Genomic DNA, 17,305 nt, shown 5'->3' on the forward strand with positions numbered 1-17,305 from the left:
TTGCGCGCCGTCAAACGTGCGTACAGTCAACTTGTCGAGGACAGGAAGGGACCGGAGTGGTGCGCCCAGCGTTGCTGATGGATGTGGACGGGCCGCTGAACCCGTACGCCGCGAAGCCCCACCGCCGGCCCGAGGGCTACGGGACGCACCGGCTCCTGACGCCGCGCTGGGAGGCGGCCGAGCGGCGCCTGCTGACCACGTGGGGCCTGCCCGGCAAGCCGGTGAAGCCGCTGCGGGTGTGGCTCAACCCGGACCACGGGCCGGCTCTGGCCGCACTTCCGTACGACCTGGTTTGGGCGACGACCTGGGAGGAAGAGGCCAACGCCTTCATAGCGCCGGTCCTGGGACTGCCCGCCCTGCCCTACGTCGCCTGGTCCTCGCCGCGGCCCGAGCCCGGGGGCGGTGTGTTCTGGAAGACGCCGGAGATCGTCGCGTGGGCAAAGGGGCGCGCGTTCGTCTGGGTCGACGACGAGATCACGGACGCGGACCGCGCGTGGGTGGCGGCGCACCACGACGGCCCTGCCCTGCTGCACCGGGTCGACCCGCGGCGCGGGCTCGGCGCCGGCGATTTCGCGGTGCTGGCGGAATGGGCGGCGGCCCGAGCCTGAAGCCGGCAAACCGGTACGAGGCCCTGCAGTCCGGGGCTCCCACCGACGCCGGTTCCGACGCTGCCGTGCCCGCACCGAGCGCTCCCGACGGAACGGAACCTGCCTGCCGGTCACAGCGGTCTGTGGCCGGATCGCCGGAGCCGCCGGAGCCGGCGCACTACCGTGGCTCGACGACCCGGCCCGCTTCACGCGGACCGTCGCCCCGCAGGCCTGGCGGCGCCACCTCCGGCTCCTCCTGGACGGCCTGCGCGCCCCGGCCGCCGGCGCCCTGCCGGCCCCGCCCCTCGCGCCCGCCCAGCTGACGGGCGCGCTGCGCGCGCTGGCCGGCGGGGAGGCTGACGTCTGGCCCCGGCGCTCCCCCTCACCACCGGCGCGTCATTGCCCGGAGCCCCGCTCCCGGTGCACTCTCGTCTGCCATGAGGACCGCTGCGCTCACCACGCCCGAAGCCGAGCTCTACTACGAGGTGCGCGGATCGGGCCCGCCCCTGCTGCTCGTGAACGGCGGCGACGGGGACGCGGCGATGTTCGGTCCGCTCGCGGACCTGATGGCGCAGGACTTCACGGTCGTCACGTACGACCTGCGCGGCAACTCCCGCAGCCGGCTCACCGGCCCGCCCCGGGAGCAGTGGATCGAAGAGCACGGCGAGGACGCCCGCCTGCTGCTGGAGGCGGTCGCGGCCGGCGAGCCGGCGTACGTCTTCGGCACGAGCTACGGCGGCATGATCGGCATGGCGCTCCTGGCCCGCCACCCCGGCCGCGTACGGGCCCTGGTGGCGCACGAGCCGTTCGTGATCGAGCTGCTGCCCGACGCCGGCGAGTGGCACGCCCTGTTCCAGGAGGTCTGCGAGCTCCACGAGCGCGAAGGCGTCGACGCGGCCATGCGGCCGTTCACGGCGGCGATCGGCGTGGAGGCGCCCCCGGCCCCGTCCGGGAACCTTCCAGCGGCGGTACGGGAGATGCTCGCGCGTATCCGCGGCAACCTTGGGACGTGCCTGTCCTACGAGCTGCGCTCGTTCGTCCGCTTCCGGCCCGATGCCGGTGCGCTGCGGGCGGCGCGGTTCGCCGTGGCGGTCGGCGGCGAGGGGCCGGAGACGCTCCTGCACCGCACGGCGCGGGCCGTGGCGGAGCTCGCCGGCACGGGGATCACGGAGCTCCCCGGCGGGCACGTGGGCTTCCTCACCCATGCGGCCCCGTTCGCCGGGGCGCTGCGCGGGCTCTTCGCAACTCTGGAAGGCCGCGAAGGCCTCGAAGGCCTCGAAGACTGAGCCCCGCGCAGCCGGCACCGCCGCAGCGTCAGGACGCCGGGACCGGGTCCGACAGCTGCTCGCTGATGAACTGGATCGGGCCCTGCCCCATGCTCGGCACGTACGTGTAGGCGTCGTGCTTGCCGCCCGGGATCTCCTTCACCATGGTGTGCACCGGGCCGTGCCCGTACTCCTTCACGAAGTTCTTGACCCCGTTGATGGTGATGGGGTCCTCCCTCGTGCCGTACTGGAAGGCGATGTAGACCTCGGGGCCCTTGCGGGCGATCAGGTCCTTGGCCAGCAGCTTGGGGTCGTTCTCGTCCCGCTCCTTGGGGTGTCCCTTCCACAGCGGGGAGTCGGGGTAGAAGTCCGGGCCGGAGGCGATCGCGGCCTTGAACTTGTCCGGGTGCTTGAGCACGGACTTCATGCCGGCGAAGCCGCCGGAGGAGGAGCCCATGAAGGCCCAGCCGTCGCGCGACTTGATCGTGCGGAAGTTGGCCTTCATCAGGTCCGGGACGTCCTCGGTCAGCCAGGTGCCCATCTTCGGCTGGTCCGGGATGTCACTTCCGTCCCAGTACGTACCGTTGTTCTTGGGGTTGAGGACCGGCATGGCCAGGAGGAACGGCTTGCTCTTGCCCTCGGCGTACCACTTGGTGATGGACGACTGGAGCTTGAGGTTGGTGCCCATCCAGTAGTTGTCCGGGAAGCCGGGGCCGCCGGGCAGGGCGATGAGGACGGGGAAGCCGTGCTTCTCGAACTTCGGGTTCTTGTACTCCTTGGGCGCCCAGACCCATACCTTGCCGGTAAAACCGGACTTCTTGCCCTCCAGCGTGGTGACGGCGATGTGCGTGCCGTCACCGAGCGTTTCGGTGTTCTTGAACTCGGCCGCGGGGCCGGTCGGCATGAGGACCGGGGAATCCGCCTTCTGCGCGCCGTTCGCGCCGCCGGCCTGGCCGCCGCTGCCGGCCGCCCGGTCCTGGCCGAAGCTCACCGGCTCCCCCTTGTCGGAGAAGGGGCCTATCTTGAGGTAGTCGAGCACACCGGCGGTTATCAGTCCGAGCACCGCCAAGGACGCCACCACGATGGTCCACCGCTTGGCGCGGCGTGCGCGATGGTACCCCTGGGACTGATAGGTCCCCCCGTTCACTTGCGTCATCAGGTCGCTCCGGACACTCCTGCTGCTGCCCCGAAGGACATGATCGTCGGTTTCCGCCATTGTGGCGGATGCCGGAACTCCCTCCGTTCCCGGCCCCCGCCCACGCCCCCCGCCACGACCTGCACCGCTGCCGTTCCGCGGCCCGCGAGGTTGTGACGGGGACGTGACAAGATCGCTGCGGGACGGTCTCTCCGGAGCCCCTAGGGTGATCGCGCGGCACCCGCCGCATCACACGAACAACCGGAGGATCCGTGCGACGCATATCCCTCGCACTCACCACCGCCGCCCTCATCGGCACCACCGCGGCCCTCGCCGCCCCGGCCCAGGCCGCGCCCGCCGCCCCCGCGGCCGCCGTCTCCACCGTGTCCGCCAAGGCGTGCCACGAGGACAACGCCATGATCTACACCGACGGCACCCGCCTGCGCACCAAGGCGAGCACGTCCGGCTCGGTCGTGGGCCAGCTGTACTTCAAGGACCCGATCCGCATCCTGCGCTCGTCCGGCGGCTGGGACTACGTCCAGCTGAAGGCCAAGAGCAAGGGCGGCCTGGCCAAGGGCACCCGCGGCTGGGTGTCCCACAAGAACATCATCCCGCCGTTCTGCGGCATGTGATGACCCGCGGCTGACGCGGGCCCGTGCGTGGCGCCGGTCCTCATGACCTCTGCCGGTCCTGGGGACCGGCGCCTTTTTGCGGGCCCTCCGTCGCGGTAGGCCTTACGGCAGATCAGGCCTTACCGCAGATCCCTGCGGCGCACGTAGCGCAGACCGCAGCCGTCCTCGTACGGGTCGCCCTCCGAGCCGAACAGGCTCCACACCGGCTGCATGGGCAGCCAGGTCAGGCCCAGGAGCCAGCGCCGCACGGCCTGCCAGAAGCGCGGCCGCCCGCCGTCGGCCTCCCGCACCACGCGCGTCAGAAGCAGGAACTTCCCCACGGTCGTCCGGAACAGCACGGCCCCCAGGACGTGGTGGAGGAACGACACCCCGAACACGCACGCCGCGGCGACGGCCCAGAACGTGCCGGTGCTCTTGTCCTCCGCGATCCTCAGCGCCAGGGCGAAACCGGCCACGACCGTGATGGTCCCGTCGATCGTGGCGAAGAGCATGCGGCGCTCGTCGCCGACCGCTTCGGGGACGGCAGGGGGCTGCGGCTGCGGATAGGGATACGGGTGCGGGTGCGGGTGCTGATACGGCTGAGGGTTCGGATACGGAAGCTGCTGAGCGTACGGCTGGTAAGGCTGAGGAGCGTGCGGCGGAGGCACCGGCTGCTGCCGCTGGTAGTCGATCACGTGGGCTCATCCTGCCGCACCACTGTCACGGTTGATGCCCGGATTGATCGCCGAACCGTATCGAACGGACCGTCGATCGAGACGAAAGGGCGTACGTACCCGTGGCGTCGGCAGGGCGTGCGGCACCCGGCGACTCCGGAACACGTCGGGCTTCCCGTACGGCATCGGCGACCCCGGACTCGCGTCCGCTGCGGGGCCGCCTCGGGCAACGCTGCCGGGTGGGGCGCCGCCGGCAGTCTGTCCAAGACGCCTCCGGCAGGGATTTCCGCACCCCGGTCCCCCGTTCCGGGATCCCCCGAAATCCCTGCCTCGGCAGATCCCGAGCCTCGCCGCCGACCGGTGGCCCGGACAAGGGGTTTACTCCTCCTCCCGGGTTGAGGAAACTGGGAAACCGCTCGCGACCATCGGAAAGCTCTGGGGAGAGGCAGGAGCCGTGGAGCGTTTCGGGACGGCGCTGCGTCGCTTACGGGCGGAACAGCGGAGGTCGCTGGCGGACGTCGCCCGGCTGGCCCACTACAGCAAGGGCTATCTCAGCAAGGTCGAGAACGGAGCGCAGTCCGCGACGCTGCCCCTCGCGCGGCGCCTGGAGGCCGCGCTGGGCACCGCGCCCGGGGCACTCACCGCGCTGGTGCCCGCCGATTCCGCACCTCGCGCGGAGAACGGTCATCCGGGCAGGGGCTGTCACCAGCTCCCCATGGACATCATGGAGTTCACGGGCCGTGAGGCCGAACTCGCCGAGCTGGTCGAAGCGGCCGGGACGGCCGAGGCCTGCGAGGTGCCCTCGGACCGGGCCCCCGCGGCGACCGCACCGGCCGTCGTCGTGGTGGAGGGGATGGCCGGCGTGGGAAAGACCCGGCTGGCCGTCCACGCCGCTCACCGGCTCGTCGCGCGCGGCCTCTTCCCCGACGCCCAGTTGTGGACCGATCTCCGGGGTTTCTCCCCCGACGGGGAACCGGCGGACCCCTCCGCCGTCCTGGAGGAGTTCCTGCGCCTGCTGGGCGTCCCCGGCGAGCGGATGCCCGAGGACGTGCAGGCCCGCGCGGCCCTGTACCGGGACCGCCTGGCCGGCCGGCGCGCCCTGGTCGTGCTGGACAACGCCGCGCACGAGGAGCAGGTCCGCCCTCTGCTGCCCGGCAGCGCCACCTGCCTGGTGCTCGTCACCAGCCGCCGTCCCCTCGCGGGTCTGGAAGGCGCCCGCCCGCTGCGGCTTGCGGCGTTCGCCCCGTACGAATCGCTGGGCCTGCTCACCCGCCTCGTGGGCCGGGAGCGCGTGGCCGCCGAGCCCGGGGCCTCCGCACGCCTCGCGGAGCTGTGCGGTCATCTGCCGATCGCGGTCGCCCTCGCGGCGCGCCGCCTGCAGACGCGGCCCGCGTGGCCGGTGGCCGGGCTGGCGGAGCGGCTGGAGAGCGCACCGCGGCGGCTGTCGCAGCTCGCCGCCGGGACGAGTGCCGTGGAGGCGGTGTTCGACCTGTCCTACCGTGCCCTGCCGGCGGTGCGGCAACGGTTCTTCCGCCTGCTGGCCCTCCACCCCGGGCCGGACGTCACCGCGTACTCCGCCGCGGCCCTGACCGGCACGACCGCGGAGCTGGCCCGGGACGTGCTGGAGGCGCTGCTGGACGAGCACCTCCTCCAGCAGCACACCGCGGACCGCTACCGGTTCCACGACCTGGTGCGCCTCTACGCGGGCGAGCGCGCTCGCGCCGAGGACGGGGAGGAGCAGTGCTCCGCGGCCGTGCAGCGGCTCCTGGAGTGGTACCGGCGCGCCGTGGAGGCGGCCCGCGCCCGCGTCGGGCCCTGGCAGCTCATGCGGACGCCGGACGGGCGCGCCGCCGCCCCGGAGCCGGGCGACGGCCGGGCCGCCGCGGTGCCCGCCCTGCCCCCGGCCTCCGCGTCCGCCTCCGCCTCCGCGCCCGCCGTCGCGCCGCTGCCCCGGCTCGCCGACGGCCCGGCCGCGCTGAGCTGGATGGAGGAGGAACGGCTCAACCTCGTGGCCGCCGTCGAGGAGGCGGCCCGGCGCGGCCGGCACGAGCTCACGCAGCACTTCGCCACCGGCCTCCAGCCCCTGCTCGCGCTGCGGCAGTACCGGACCGACAGCTTTCGCGTGCTCGACCGGCTCAGGGCGGCCTCCCGCCGTTCCGGAAGCCGTGCGGGCGAGGCCGAAGCGCTGTGCCACCTGGGCAGCATCTACCTGGGAGTCTCCGACTGCCGCACCGCCCAGGAGTGCTACGAACGGGCCCTCGCGGTCTGCCCCGGGGCCGGCGCGCCCCGGATCGAGGCGGCCGCGCTCAACGGTCTGGGCGTCACCCAGTGGGCCTTCGGCCACTACCGGCGCAGCGAGGAGCACCTGCTGCGGGCCCTGGCGCTGTGCCGGGTCTGCGACGCCCGGCTCGCCGAGGCGGCGGTGCTGCACGCCCTCGGGATGGTGGACTGGCAGCTGGGCCGGTTCGCCGCGGCCGAGGAGCACTACCGGCGGGCGATCGCGCTCGGCGAGCGGCTCGGTAACCTCCACAGCCAGGGCTGGGGCCTGATCGGCCTGGGCTACCTGCGCACGCAACTGGGCGATCACGCCGCCGCGGAGGAGGATCTGCGCCGGGCGTCCGCGCTCGCCCGGCGGATCGGCGACCGGCACAGCCGGGCCTGGGCCGGCATCGGTCTCGGCTGGGCCCTGGAGGGGCTCGGCAGGTACGAGGAGGCCGAGGAGGAGCACCGGCAGGTCATCGCTCTGGCTCTGAGCCTCTCGAACCGCCACAGCGAGAGCTGGGGGCGGATCGGCCTGGGGCGCCTGGCCCTGCGGCGGGGACGGCCCGAGGAGGCGGAGTCCTTTTTCCGCGGGGCGCTGGCGCTCACCGAGGCGTCCGGCCATTACCTCAGCCGGACGTGGGCCCTGGTGGGCCTGGCGGCCGGCTGCCGTGCGCGCGGTCAGTACGCCCGGAGCCGGGATTACTACCTGGAGGTCTTCGCCGCCTCCCGGCGCAGCGGCGACCTCTACCACCAGGCCGTGGCCGTGCAGGGCCTCGGTGACGTGTACGCGTGCACGGGGCGCCGGGACGATGCCGGGGACTGCTACCGGCGCGCGCTCGGCATGTGGCGGCGGATCGGGCACCGGGCGGGCGAGGCCGCGGCCCTGCACCGCCTGGCCGGCATCGTTCTCCGCCGCCGGCTCGGCGAACTCGCCCGCCGGGCCGCGCACTCGGAGCGCTCCCCGTCCTCACCGGTATGATCATTTCCCTTCCGGCGGTCATGCGTTCGAGCCCAGGGGCGGGATGCGGCCGCCGGTGGTGACACCGCCGTACGTGCGCCCGCCGACGCCGCAGGCCGGCCGGGCCGGAAAGGGGGATGCCCATGTCTCCGGAGGAGATCGTCGACGGCCAGCTCGCGGCGTACAACGCACGCGACCTGGAAGCGTTCCTGGGGTACTACGCCGAGGACGTGCCCGTGCGCGCCTTCCCGTCCGGCGAGGTCCTCGCCGACGTGTCGGGTCCCGCCTTCCGCGAGCGCTACGCCACCCTCTTCGCCGCCAGCCCCGGCCTGCACGCCGAACTGGTCTCGCGGGTGACGCACGGCCGCATCGTCATCGACCAGGAGCGCGTGACCGGCTTCATGGGCGGGGAAACTCGTACGGCGGTGGCCATGTACGAGGTGGGGCAGAACCGCATCGAACGGGTCTGGTTCGCGTCCTGACCCCGCCTGCCCGACCCCGCCTGCCGGGCTCCGTCACCGGTTCTCTGTGACCGGGGCGCCCTGTGCGTGCAGCGCGGCCGCCACGATCCGGCGGACGATCTCTGCGAGCTCGTCGCGCGTGACGCCGGCGACGTGGGCGCAGCGGGCCGGGCGGCCCCCCGGGCGAACTCCTCCCGGCTCCTGCCACCGGCGGTCGGCCGTCCCCGCAGTGGCCCAGGAAACGGCGCTCCGAGTGGACCAGTTTCCCGGCCTGCGGCGCCGTTACGGTCGGGCGTATGACAACCATCTCCGATGCCGCCGTCTTCCGCTCCCTGCACCGCCGGCGGGCCGGGGCCGGTCCCCTCGTCCTGCCCGGCCCCTGGGACGCCGCCAGTGCCCGTGCGTTCGCCGATGCCGGGTTCCGGGCCCTGGCCACGCCGAGCGCCGGCATCTCGGCCGTCCTCGGGTACGCCGACGGCAGCGCGCCCGCGGACGAGATGTTCGCCGCGGTGGCCCGGATCGTGCGGGCCGTCGCCGGGAGCGGCGTCATGGTCACCGCCGACCTTGAGGACGGCTACGGGCTGCCGCCCGCCGAACTCGCCGACCGGCTGCTGGAGACGGGCGCCGTCGGCTGCAACCTGGAGGACAGCGATCGCGTCACGGGGCGGCTCAAGGACCCCGCCGAGCAGGCCGACCGGCTGTCCCGGCTGCGAGCCGCGGCCGGTGACCGGCTCGTGATCAACGCGCGGACCGACACCTTCCTCACCTTCCTCAAGGGCGCCCCGGCGGCCCCCGACGCCGCGGCCGCCATCGACCGCTGCCGCCTCTACGCCCGGGCGGGCGCCGACTGCGTGTACCCCATCCTCGCCCCGGCCGCACTCCTCCCCGAGATCGCCGGGGCCGTCCCCGTCCCCCTCAACGCCATCGCCCTGCCGAACGGCCCCTCGCCCCGCGAGCTGGGCGAACTGGGCGCCGCCCGGGTCACGTTCGGCGGCGGCCTCCACCGGCGCACGATGACCGCGGTGGCGGACATGGCGGCGGAGCTGTGGGCCCGCGGGACGGTCGGCACTGCGTGATCCCCCGGTCACACGGACCCGCGCGCCGAGGTCCACCGGGCCAGGGCGCCGGCACGCTCGGTGCGCAGGACCCCGGGGCTGGTGGCGGCGGTGGCCCAGGCGACGTGGCCGTCGGGGCGTACGAGCACTTCGGTCACGCCGGCCAGGGCCGGGTGCCCCCCGCCCGGCTCGGGCGGCAGGGCGTGCACGGCGCGGACGTGTGCGGGATCCGGCCCGTCGCCGGCCGGTGGTGCGTCGCCGCCCAGGTGCAGCAGGACGAAACGGCCGTCGTGCAGGTGCTCGTAGAGCCGGCCGGCGGCACCTGCGGCCGCGGTCAGCGGGATGTCGGGCATGCGCCGCCCGGTCAGCGGGTGGGCGCCGGGGTCCGCGGGCGGATAGGCGGTGTCGAGGGCCGACAGACGCCCCGCCAGGTGGCGGTTGACGTCGGGGAAGCCGATGAGGGTGTCGAGGAGCTCGCACAGCAGGCCCGCGGGGCCGGCGTAGGCGGCGGTGAGGGGCAGTTCCACGAGGAGGGTCTGGGCCCGGGTCAGGGTGGTCAGTTCCCTGCCGGTGCGGTGGCGTTCGTGGTGGTACGTGTCGAGCAGCCCGGCGGGCGCCCGGCCGCGGAGGGTGGCGGCGAGCTTCCAGCCGAGGTTCATGGCGTCCTGCAGGCCGGTGTTGAGGCCCTGGGCGCCGACGGGGAAGTGGACGTGCGCGGCGTCGCCGGCCAGGAGGATACGGCCCCGCCGGTAGGTCTCGGCGAGGCGGGTGGTGTTGCCGAAGCACGACAGCCACCGCGGCCGGCCGATCCCGCAGTCCGTGCCGCACACCTGCCGCAGGGAGGTGCGGAACTCCTCCAGGGTCACCGGTTCGGTGGAGGGAACCCGGATGCGGGCCGGGTCCATGACCACGAACCGGGTCAGCCCGGCCTCCAGCCGGGCGACGAGCACGCCGTGCCGCCGGGCCCGCTCGATATCAGCGTGATCGGCGAGCGCGAAGTCCCCGACGACCGCGGTCATCGTCTCGGGGGTGCCGGGGAAGCCGATGCGGGACGCCTGCCGCACGAAGCTGCGCCCTCCGTCGCACCCGGCCACGTACGCGGCCCGCACCGTGACCCTCCCGCCGGGTCCGTCGACGTCGGCCTCCACTCCCCCGGGCTCCTCGCGCAGGGCGACGGCCTCGCATCCGCGGTGGACGGGCACGCCCAGTTCCCGTGCCCGCCCGGCGAGCAGGTCTTCGGTCCGGGACTGGGCCAGCAGCAGGGCGTACGGATGGCGGGTGTCGAGGGCTGTGAAGTCGAGCGGCTGCTTGAGGCTCGCGGTGAACTGCCAGCCGGGCACCGTCCGGCCAGCGGCGAGGAACCGGCCGGCCAGGCCGCGCATGTCCATCAGCTCGATGCTGCGCGGGTGGAGATTCAGGGCGCGCGACTCCCGGTGCGCGTGCACGCGCTTGTCCACCACCCGTGTCCGGATCCCCGCCAGCGCCAGCTCGCAGGCCAGCAGCAGCCCGGCCGGCCCGGCGCCCACGACGAGCACCTCGGTGGTCACATCCGCGCTCAGGGACGTCACGCGCCCACCTTTGGCTCAGGCGGTGCGCTCCGTCAACCCCGCTGCGCGGTGCACGGGGCCGCCGCCCTTGGCCGGGGGCGCGCTTGGCAACGGCGCGCTCCCGTACTGCACTCGTACGGGAATCGCGCCCCGGGTCCTGCCGGGCGCCGTGAAGGGAGTCCGCACCCGTGATCCACATGACCGAGACCCTGGCCGTCCAGACCGTGGAAGGCTTCCTGACCGCCGAGGAGACGGACGGCCTCACCGAGGTCCTGGACGCCTACCTCGCCACCAGCGGCTGGGTCCCCGCGCGGCCCAGCGAGGGCACGACCCCGCCAGGGGAGGCGCAGGCGATCCTGGACGGCGCCCTGCAGCGGGCCCTGCCCGCCCTCCGCCGGGCCTTCCCCTCCGCCACGGCCGCCGACCCGTGGCTCTACCACGACCTCGGGCCCGGTGACACCATCCGTCCGCACGTCCACGGCGTGGGCGACCCGGGAGCCCGGCCGCAGCGGATCGCCCGGATCGCGTTCAACCTGCAGGACGCCGAAGAGGGCGGGGAGTTCTACCTCGACACGTGTTCGGCGGACGCCCTGTGGAGCGACACCGCCGTGCCCGCGGGGAGCGCCTACGCGCCGGGCACGCGGTTCGTCCACGAGATCACCGCCCGCCGCGGCCCCGTGCGCCTCTCCGAGGTGCCGCACACGCGCTGGACGTGCACTCCGCCGCCGGGCACCACCGTCGTCTACGGCACCCAGCTCGTCCACGGCGTGCTGCCCGTGGTCAGGGGCAGGGTGCGCAAGCTCATCACGAACCTCCTCGCCTGAGCGCACCGGCACCGCGAAGGCCCCGCACGCCGCGTACAAGCTGGCCCGCCGCCTCCTGAGGGCTGTTCAGCAGCGTCCCCGGCGGCAGTTCGTCCAGCCAGGCGAGGGCCGCGGGAACACGGTCACCGGGGACGGCGAGCACCTGCCGGCAGAAGCCGCCGGCGAGCGGACCCGGGTTGACCGGGGAGCCCGGGAAGAGCATGAGGCGCGTGCCCTCCGGCGCGGCCGGCAGCGGCGCGCCGGAGGGCACCGGCAGTTCGAGAGCGATCCGGACGGGCGGGAGGGGGCCGGCGGACGGGCCTTCCGGAGGGCTGCCGCCCGCTGCGGCGAGCACGGAGCGGGCGTAGGCCACGTGCGGGTCGGCCCCGGTGGCGGCCCAGCTCATGTTGGAGACCCCGCCGAGCCGCCCGTTCAGCTCGATCACCGCCGGCCGGCCCTCGTCGGTGACCGCGAAGTCCATCTGCCACGGGCCGTACGGCCGGAACGTCTCCGTGATGTCCCGCACGACGGCGGCCAGTCCGGCGTTCACGGGCGCGGGCAGCGGCGCAGGGGCGACCCTCACCCTGCGGCCCGGGGCGCACTCCCCGTCGAGCCGGCCCAGGGACGCCACCGGCCACGCCACCGTCGACCGGCCGTCGGAGAGGAACTCGGCCCCGTACTCCTCGCCCGTCAGCGCCTCCTGGACGAGCACCGGGTAGGAGACCTCGGCACAGACGGCGTCGAGCCGGCCGTGATCGCGTACGTAGTGGCGCCCGGCGTGGAACTCGCTGCGGGCTTCCTTGACCATCACGGGCAGCCCGAGCTCCCGCGCGGCCGCCCGGACGGCCGGTGCCGCGCCGCAGACCACGCCCCCGGGGACCGGCCAGCCGCGCTCCTGCGCCGTCCGGTGGAATGCCACCTTGTCGCAGGCCAGCTCCGCGAACGCCTCCGCATGGACGGGCATGTGCCGGCCTGCCGTCCGCCACCGGGGCGCGGTGCGGGCGTAGAGCGGCAGGAACTGCTCCTGCCCGGGGCAGCCCGCGTTGGGAACGGCGACGTCCGCTCGCCAGTGCGCGAGCAGGCGAGGCACGTCCTGCTCGCGCAGGGCGGCGGGCAGCGCTCCGCAGACCACGTCCCGCCCGAGCGAGGACGCCAGGAACGGGGCGAGGCGCGGCGCGAAGCCCAGCACCACCGCCTCGGCGCCCCCGCGGAGGAGGGGCGGCAGCAGCCGGTCCGCGCGGAACTCGCCCAGGAGGACCACACGCATCATCCGCACCGCCCCTTGCCGGGAGTCAGGTGAGTGCCCGTCAGTGCCCGCCGGGGACCGGTTCCAGGACGAAGACCGGGATCACGCGGTCCGTCTTCTTCTGGTATTCGGCGTAGTCGGGGAACGCCTTGACCGCGCGCTCCCACCAGATCTCCTTCTCCTCCCCCGTGACCTCCCGGGCCCTCATGTCCCGTACCTCCGTGCCGTCCCGGAGCTCCACGCGCGGGTCGGCGAGGAGGTTGCCGTACCAGGCCGGGTTCTCGGGAGCGCCGCCCAGCGAGGCGACCGCGGCGTAGACGCCCTCGTGCTCCACCCGCATGAGCGGGGACTTCCTGAGCTTCCCGCTCTTGACACCCCGGCTGGTGAGGATGACGACGGGCAGGCCGCGCATCGTCGTCCCCTCCGTGCCCCCGGAGCCCTCGTACTTCTCGACCTGCTCGCGCACCCACGCCGTGGGGCTCGGCTCGTACTCGCCGTCAAGAGGCATGTCGTCTCTCCCGTCATCAGAAACCGTGTCAGGTCCATAGCGGCAGGCGGCTGCAAGCCCGTCGCCGCGCGCCGTCACGACCATGGCCTATCACCAGCAGCCCGTGCAGTCACTCGGCTGTACACAGTGTCCCTCCGGACCATGACGGTGCCATTGCGAGGGTCTGTCGACCGCACTGCGCACGACCGCGCCCGCGCCGAGGCTGGTTGTCAGTGGCGTCGGCCATCATCAGGGGCATGAACGAGTACGACGGGAACGGCGCCTGGACCGCCCGGAAGTGGGAGCGCGACGCCATCACCTCCGCCCTGCAGGGCTTCATCGGCGGCTGGGGCGTCTGGGACGACGACGCGCTCGTCTCCATCGAGCGCACCGGCCGGTTCATCGCGGGGACGTGGACGCCGGGACCCGGCGAGAGCGGTCCCAAGCCGGCCGGGGACGGCACGTGGACGCGGTTCGTGGGCCGTATCGGTGCGGTGGCCCTGCGCGCGGCCGCCCCGTCGACCCGCCCGGCCCGCCGCGAAGTGCTGCTGAACCTGCTGGAGTCGTGGGCGGAGAGCCCGTTCGCGGACCCCTCCTACCGCTTCCGGACCGGCCGGCTCACCGAGAAGGGCCCCTTCGGCGTCCGCGGCCCGCACGGCGCGGCTGTTGCCGCGTACTGGCCGGTCAAGGGAGAGCGGAGGCTGCTGGAGGCGCGTACGGGCGGCACCGCTCCGGGCCTTCCCGGCGAGCTGCTGTACGCCGAGGACGCCCACCGCGGCTGGGGCACCCCCGGGCAGCTGCGCCGGCTGGTGGCGCTGGTGCGTGAGCGCGGGCCCGTGCCCTGGGATCCGGCCGCGGTCGCCGGGTTGAGCGACGCCTGCGGCATCAGCCGGCCCGCGGCCGCGCTCACCCTGGCGGGCAACCCCGGGGCGCACGGCTACCACCATCCCTTCCTGGACAAGGACGAGCGGGCCGTCCTCGGCCTCAAGGCCGCGGAGGCGGAGAGCGCGCGTGCCGAGCTGGGCCGGCTCCAGGACCCGGAGCGCATCGCCCTGCTCGCCGATGTCCTGCCCGAGGACCCGGCCGACCTGTGGGAGCCGGGCGGGATACGCCGCGTCGCGGCCCGCACGGCCGAGGCCTGGCGCGAGCAGCAGGGCGCGCGGCCCCTCCCGCCGGAGGAGACCTGGCGGGCCGCGCTGGCCCTGGAGACCCGGATACCGGCGACCGACCTGTGCCACCTCTTCCTCGACCCGGCGCAGGCGCCGCTGCCGCCCCGCTTCTACCTGCGCCTGTGGCCCTGCCCGCCGGAGCACCGGGACCTGCGGACGGTGTGGGACGTCATGGGCTTTGCGGACGCCGACAGCCTTGTCGACGCCTTGTTCACGGGCCTGCCCTGGGCGTACGCCGACCTGCCCGCCGGGGACCCGGTCCGCGACGGCGCGCCGGAGGTCGTCCGGGTCCTGCGCAAGGTGCTGGCGCGCAAGGACTCCCCGGCCGGGGTGCTGCGCTCGGGCATCGTCCACGGAAGGGGCGGCTCCGCGCGCTGGGACTGGCTGACCGGCGGCGCGTGCGACCGGCTGATGGGCCGGATCACCGCCGGTGACCTGCCTCCGGGGCGGTACGAGTCGGACCCGCGGGCCTGCGCGCCCGGCCTGGTGGCCGAGGTGGCGGACGGGCTGGGGCTGTCCGGGGACGCCGCGGCGCTCTACCTCCAGCTCCTGGCGCTCGCCGTGCCGTCCGACCGGAACGTGCGCCGGTGGAACGGCTGGGCCCCCGCCCGGCACCGGGCGGTCGTCGCCGAACTGGCCGGGCGCGGCCTGGTGGTGGAGGACAAGCGGGCGCGCGCCGGGCGGAGCGTCTTCCTTCCCGGCCCGTGGGCGCACGCGGCGAAGCCGCTGCCGCCCATGGAGTGCTGGAAGGCGCCGCTGCTGGGAGCGGTGATCTCCGGTGGGGGCGGCAGCGCCCGGGCGCAGGTGACGGCGCTCCCGCCGCTGCCGGGCACGCTGCCGGAGCTGTTCGCCGCGGCCTGGGGGCGGGTCCGCGGCGGCGACAGGCCGGCCGTCTGATGGGGGGTCCGGGTCACCCGGGCCGGGGGCTCCTGGCCGTGTGCGGCGCGGCGTTGCTCACTTCCGGCGGAGGCGGCGCGAGGTGGCGGCGCCGCCTCCGCAGCCATGCGTAGAGCAGCAGGCAGGGCAGCAGCAGCCCGCAGAGGCTGATGACGAGGAACGCCTTGAAGCTGCTGATGTGCCGGACCAGCCAGTCGAAATTCTGCCCGAAGAACCCGACCACGAAGGACATCGGCAGGAACACCGACGCGAGGATCGTGAGCCGCTCCATCGTGGCGCTCTGCCGCAGGTTGATCTTGTTCTGCTCGACGGAGATCACCGCGATGTTCGCTTCGAGGACGGTGGCCAGCAGGTCGCGCTGGGCGGCGACCTCCTCGTTGACCAGCAGCAGGTGGTCGTGCACGTCCCGGAAGTACGGCCGGAGCTCCGTCGGTGACTTGCCGGGCTGCAGCCGCCGGGTGAGCACGGCCAGCAGCGGGTGGACGGCGCGGTAGAAGTCGGTGGCCTCGCGGCGCAGGGAGTAGATCCGCTCGGTCGGGGCGACCGCCCCGGAGAAGACCGTGGCCTCGATCTGCTCGATGTCGTGTTCGAGTTCGGCGACGACCGGGGCGTAGCTGTCGACGACCTGGTCCAGGATGGCCCACAGGGTCGCGGAGCTCCCGGCGCGCAGGAGCTCGGGGCGGCGTTCCAGGCGGCTGCGGGCACCGTGCAGTTCGCTGGCGATGCCCTGACGGACCGTGATCACGAAGTGTTCGGCGAGGAAGACGCTGATCTCGCCGGTGTCGACCTCCTCGCGCTCGTCGTCGTAGCGCGCGGTCCGCAGGATGATCAGCTCGGTGCCGTCCTCGTACTGCTCGGCCTTCGGCCGCAGGTGGAAGGCGCGGGCGTCCTCGACGGCGAGTTCGTGGAGCCCGAAGCACTCGCGCACCCGCGCCAGCTCCTCGGGTGCCGGTTCGAACATGCCGAGCCAGACGAACCCGCCCTCCCTGCAGCGCTCGGCCGCCTGCTCCAGCGGCATCGCCCCCTCATGCTGCCGCCGCCCGTCGCGGTAGTGCGCGCAGTCGACGATCACAGCCATCCTCCTCGCGTCCGCCGCACCGGCCCTGCACCAGCGATCCTCCCCTGTTCGTACCGGAAGGCCCCCGCAACGGTCCCGCAGCCGCGCCGATCATGCGGCCGGGCTGACGACCGACGGGCTCATACGGCTCACCGCGCCGCGCCCGTCCCCGCTCCGCGGCCACGGACACCCCGGGGTACGTCACGGGGGTTGTTCACGCCTTCGCCGGTGTTTCCAGTTGGTCGGCCATCAGGCGGACGATTTCCGGCTGGTGCTGGGCCAGGAAGAAGTGGCCGCCGGGGAAGACCTTCAGGGTGAAGGGGCCCTCGGTGTGTTCCGACCAGGCGGCGGCCTCGTCCAGGGTGACCTTCGGGTCGTCGTCGCCGACCAGGCACGTGACGGGGCAGCGCAGGGGCGGGCCGGGGTTCCAGGTGTAGGTTTCGGCGGCGCGGTAGTCGGCCCGGATGGCGGGGAGGAACATGCGCAGGACCTCCTCGTCGCCCAAGAGCTGCGGGTTGGTGCCGCTGAGGCCGCGCATCTCGGCGACGAGGCCGTCGTCGTCGCGCAGGTGGACGGTCTCGTTGCGGTGCGTGGAGGGCGCGCGGCGGCCGGAGGCGAAGAGGGCGGCGGGCACGATGCCCCGCTCCTGCTCCAGGCGGCGGGCGACCTCGTAGCCGAGGGAGGCGCCCATGCTGTGGCCGAACAGGGCGATCGGCCGGTCGGTCCAGGGCAGGAGCGCCTCGTAGACCTTGTCGGCGAGCGCCGGCACGGAGTCCAGGAGCGGCTCGGTGCGGCGGTCCTGGCGGCCGGGGTACTGCACGCACAGGACCTCGACGGACTCGGGCACGGCCCGGGAGACGGGGAAGTAGAAGCTGGCGGAGCCGCCCGCGTGGGGCAGGCAGACGAGGCGGACGCGGCTGTCGGGGCGCGGGTGGAACCTGCGGATCCACAGGCCGTTGTCCTCGGGGAGCGGGGAGTTCACGGAATCGTTGCCTTTGCGGTCTCGTGCGTTCTCGTGCGGTCGCGTGCGGGCTCGCTCGCCGGGCGGCGCCCCGGGGAAGGGGCGGGGACGGGTGCGGGGGGGGGGGCCC

Annotated in this window: 15 protein-coding genes; 8 read left to right on the top strand and 7 right to left on the bottom strand. The window is 74.2% G+C overall.

The features are described 5' to 3' along the window. Window positions 1-56 precede the first annotated feature (56 nt). Together ACSNOH_RS08695 and ACSNOH_RS08700 are read left to right on the top strand one after the other, a co-directional pair. On the top strand, window positions 57-608 hold the full coding sequence (locus ACSNOH_RS08695; protein WP_436720643.1) for a hypothetical protein: 552 nt from the start codon (window positions 57-59) through the stop codon (window positions 606-608). A 416-nt stretch (window positions 609-1,024) separates the two neighbouring features. Beyond that, on the top strand, window positions 1,025-1,873 hold the full coding sequence (locus ACSNOH_RS08700) for an alpha/beta fold hydrolase (protein ID WP_436720644.1): 849 nt from the start codon (window positions 1,025-1,027) through the stop codon (window positions 1,871-1,873). 28 nt (window positions 1,874-1,901) lie between these two features. Here the strand turns inward: ACSNOH_RS08700 and ACSNOH_RS08705 are convergent, their stop codons facing one another. After that, entirely contained in the window at window positions 1,902-2,921 is a 1,020-nt protein-coding gene (locus tag ACSNOH_RS08705; RefSeq protein WP_436720656.1) for an alpha/beta hydrolase, read from the bottom strand. A gap of 338 nt (window positions 2,922-3,259) precedes the next feature. Here ACSNOH_RS08705 and ACSNOH_RS08710 point away from each other — a divergent pair, with 338 nt between their 5' ends. Beyond that, the gene (locus ACSNOH_RS08710; protein WP_436720645.1) at window positions 3,260-3,619 is read left to right on the top strand and encodes an SH3 domain-containing protein; all 360 of its coding nucleotides are present in this window, start codon (window positions 3,260-3,262) and stop codon (window positions 3,617-3,619) included. A gap of 119 nt (window positions 3,620-3,738) precedes the next feature. Here the strand turns inward: ACSNOH_RS08710 and ACSNOH_RS08715 are convergent, their stop codons facing one another. Then, window positions 3,739-4,293, bottom strand: a complete 555-nt coding sequence (locus ACSNOH_RS08715; protein WP_436720646.1) for an RDD family protein — start codon at window positions 4,291-4,293, stop codon at window positions 3,739-3,741. A 433-nt stretch (window positions 4,294-4,726) separates the two neighbouring features. Here ACSNOH_RS08715 and ACSNOH_RS08720 point away from each other — a divergent pair, with 433 nt between their 5' ends. From ACSNOH_RS08720 to ACSNOH_RS08730, 3 genes are all read left to right on the top strand, one after another. Next, window positions 4,727-7,513, top strand: a complete 2,787-nt coding sequence (locus ACSNOH_RS08720) for an ATP-binding protein (RefSeq protein WP_436720647.1) — start codon at window positions 4,727-4,729, stop codon at window positions 7,511-7,513. Between the two features lie 122 nt (window positions 7,514-7,635). Continuing rightward, window positions 7,636-7,974 (top strand): nuclear transport factor 2 family protein, encoded by a 339-nt coding sequence (locus ACSNOH_RS08725; RefSeq protein WP_436720648.1) that lies wholly within the window; start codon window positions 7,636-7,638, stop codon window positions 7,972-7,974. A gap of 275 nt (window positions 7,975-8,249) precedes the next feature. Further along, on the top strand, window positions 8,250-9,029 hold the full coding sequence (locus ACSNOH_RS08730) for an isocitrate lyase/PEP mutase family protein (protein WP_436720649.1): 780 nt from the start codon (window positions 8,250-8,252) through the stop codon (window positions 9,027-9,029). Window positions 9,030-9,037: 8 nt separating this feature from the next. Here ACSNOH_RS08730 and ACSNOH_RS08735 read toward each other — a convergent pair whose 3' ends face one another. Continuing rightward, window positions 9,038-10,555, bottom strand: coding sequence for an FAD-dependent monooxygenase (locus tag ACSNOH_RS08735; RefSeq protein WP_436720657.1), 1,518 nt, complete (start codon window positions 10,553-10,555; stop codon window positions 9,038-9,040). Window positions 10,556-10,743: 188 nt separating this feature from the next. Here ACSNOH_RS08735 and ACSNOH_RS08740 point away from each other — a divergent pair, with 188 nt between their 5' ends. Continuing rightward, a complete protein-coding gene (locus ACSNOH_RS08740; protein WP_436720650.1) occupies window positions 10,744-11,379 on the top strand; it encodes a hypothetical protein in 636 nt (211 codons plus the stop codon). On the opposite strand, the gene ACSNOH_RS08745 is transcribed toward ACSNOH_RS08740, so the two are convergent. Then, on the bottom strand, window positions 11,360-12,628 hold the full coding sequence (locus ACSNOH_RS08745) for a hypothetical protein (RefSeq protein WP_436720651.1): 1,269 nt from the start codon (window positions 12,626-12,628) through the stop codon (window positions 11,360-11,362). The genes ACSNOH_RS08740 and ACSNOH_RS08745 overlap by 20 nt on opposite strands. 37 nt (window positions 12,629-12,665) lie before the next feature. Continuing rightward, window positions 12,666-13,112, bottom strand: coding sequence for a nitroreductase family deazaflavin-dependent oxidoreductase (locus ACSNOH_RS08750; RefSeq protein WP_436720652.1), 447 nt, complete (start codon window positions 13,110-13,112; stop codon window positions 12,666-12,668). A gap of 236 nt (window positions 13,113-13,348) precedes the next feature. On the opposite strand from ACSNOH_RS08750, the gene ACSNOH_RS08755 reads away from it, so the two are divergent. Beyond that, the gene (locus ACSNOH_RS08755) at window positions 13,349-15,157 is read left to right on the top strand and encodes a hypothetical protein (protein ID WP_436720653.1); all 1,809 of its coding nucleotides are present in this window, start codon (window positions 13,349-13,351) and stop codon (window positions 15,155-15,157) included. A 13-nt stretch (window positions 15,158-15,170) separates the two neighbouring features. Here the strand turns inward: ACSNOH_RS08755 and ACSNOH_RS08760 are convergent, their stop codons facing one another. Both ACSNOH_RS08760 and ACSNOH_RS08765 read right to left on the bottom strand, forming a co-directional pair. After that, the gene (locus tag ACSNOH_RS08760; protein ID WP_436720654.1) at window positions 15,171-16,235 is read right to left on the bottom strand and encodes a magnesium and cobalt transport protein CorA; all 1,065 of its coding nucleotides are present in this window, start codon (window positions 16,233-16,235) and stop codon (window positions 15,171-15,173) included. Window positions 16,236-16,428: 193 nt separating this feature from the next. Then, on the bottom strand, window positions 16,429-17,196 hold the full coding sequence (locus ACSNOH_RS08765; RefSeq protein WP_436720658.1) for a thioesterase II family protein: 768 nt from the start codon (window positions 17,194-17,196) through the stop codon (window positions 16,429-16,431). Window positions 17,197-17,305 lie beyond the last annotated feature (109 nt).

Origin of the sequence: Streptomyces sp. URMC 127, assembly GCF_051386535.1 — a bacterium.
Lineage (GTDB): Bacteria > Actinomycetota > Actinomycetes > Streptomycetales > Streptomycetaceae > Streptomyces.

What these genes read in the sequence shown, in the direction of transcription:
- ACSNOH_RS08700 (WP_436720644.1), top strand. Translation starts at nt 1,025, where the DNA reads ATGAGGACCGCTGCGCTCACCACGCCCGAAGCCGAGCTCTACTACGAG.
- ACSNOH_RS08725 (WP_436720648.1), top strand. Translation starts at nt 7,636, where the DNA reads ATGTCTCCGGAGGAGATCGTCGACGGCCAGCTCGCGGCGTACAACGCA.
- ACSNOH_RS08730 (WP_436720649.1), top strand. Translation starts at nt 8,250, where the DNA reads ATGACAACCATCTCCGATGCCGCCGTCTTCCGCTCCCTGCACCGCCGG.
- ACSNOH_RS08745 (WP_436720651.1), bottom strand. Translation starts at nt 12,628, where the DNA reads ATGATGCGTGTGGTCCTCCTGGGCGAGTTCCGCGCGGACCGGCTGCTG.
- ACSNOH_RS08750 (WP_436720652.1), bottom strand. Translation starts at nt 13,112, where the DNA reads ATGCCTCTTGACGGCGAGTACGAGCCGAGCCCCACGGCGTGGGTGCGC.
- ACSNOH_RS08755 (WP_436720653.1), top strand. Translation starts at nt 13,349, where the DNA reads ATGAACGAGTACGACGGGAACGGCGCCTGGACCGCCCGGAAGTGGGAG.
- ACSNOH_RS08760 (WP_436720654.1), bottom strand. Translation starts at nt 16,235, where the DNA reads ATGGCTGTGATCGTCGACTGCGCGCACTACCGCGACGGGCGGCGGCAG.